This is a genomic window from Streptomyces sp. NPDC101166, from assembly GCF_044768125.1.
In the GTDB taxonomy this organism is placed as follows: Bacteria; Actinomycetota; Actinomycetes; order Streptomycetales; family Streptomycetaceae; genus Streptomyces.
In genome coordinates, this window is record NZ_JBIWPF010000175.1 from 1 (window position 1) to 1268 (window position 1268).

Annotated in this window: 2 protein-coding genes; both read left to right on the forward strand. The window is 67.9% G+C overall.

The annotated features are described in order from the left end of the window. A partial coding sequence (locus tag ACIRS4_RS37450) for a PucR family transcriptional regulator (protein ID WP_404204623.1) occupies window positions 1-717 on the forward strand: 717 nt, incomplete at its 5' end. 175 nt (window positions 718-892) lie between these two features. Continuing rightward, window positions 893-1268: FAD-dependent oxidoreductase (locus ACIRS4_RS37455; protein ID WP_404204625.1), on the forward strand; the 376-nt coding region annotated here is incomplete at its 3' end.

The window sequence follows — 1268 nt, forward strand, 5'->3', positions numbered from 1 at the left end:
CATTCGCTGATCGAGGACCTGCTCGCCGGGCGCGCCCACGACGCCACCTTCGCGGCGCGGGCCGGGCGGGAACTGAATCTGCCCGCACACGGCGCGTATCTGGTGGTGGTGGCACGCGGCGAAGGCGGTCCGCGGCTGCACACGGGTGCCGAGGCGGCGCTGGGGGTTTCGGGAGTGCGGTCGGTGTGGCATGAGCGCGTGGATTCGACCGTCGGACTGGTGTCGCTGGAGCATCGGGACAGTTCGGTTGTGCTGCAACAGCTTCGGCCGTTGATCCGAGGCCGGGCGGGCGTCTCCCCCGCGGTCGCCGGGCTGGCGGGCATCGATACCGCGCACGGGCTGGCGGTACTGGCGCTGGATACCGCGCCCGGGGACGCGGCCGGGCTGCTGGTCTCGCTGGACGAGCGCTACCCGGAGGCGCTGCTTTTGCGCTCCCCCGATCTGACCGATCTGCTGGTCGCCCGGACCCTCGGCCCGGTCCTGGAATTGCCGCCGAAAGAACGCGACATTCTGCTGCGGACTTTGGCCGTCTGGCTCGCCGAGAACTGCTCCGCGGCCAATGCCGCACCCAAGTTGCACTGCCATCGGAACACGGTCATCAACCGGTTGCAGCGCATCACCATGCTGCTCGGCCGACCCTTGGAAGGCCAGCGCGCCTACCTGGAACTTTCCCTCGCGCTGGCCGCTCTGGAATTGCCCGGGACCGCCCGCGGCTGAGCCGCCGAAAGCACGCTACTCACGGGTACAAATTGTGCTCTCCGCCCAGTCGCGCACAGACATATATGGGCTTCGAGGGCATTGATTGTGCAAATGGGGACCGACAGACTCGTTCGCAATGACTCGCATCACAACCGATGGCGGGTCGAGTTATCGAGAACGAGGAGCACCACGAGTGCCGGAATTCGATCTTCTGGTGATCGGTGGCGGTCCCGGCGGGTACGTCGCCGCCATCCGCGCCGCTCAACGAGGCCTCACCGTCGGCCTGGTCGAGAAGGAACGCCCGGGCGGCGTCTGCCTGAACTGGGGCTGCATCCCGACGAAGGCGATGCTGCGCTCGGCGGAGGTCTTCCACACCGTCGCGCACGCCGCCGAATTCGGCATCTACGCCGACAACCTGCGCTTCGACTACGCCGCGGTGCGGCAGCGCAAGGACGGCATCGTCAAGGAACTGACCGATGGGGTCGCGGGCCTGCTCAAGGCCAATGGCGTCACGGTCATCGAGGGCCATGCCCGGTTCACCGGCCCGACCACGGTCGAGGTCGTCGAGG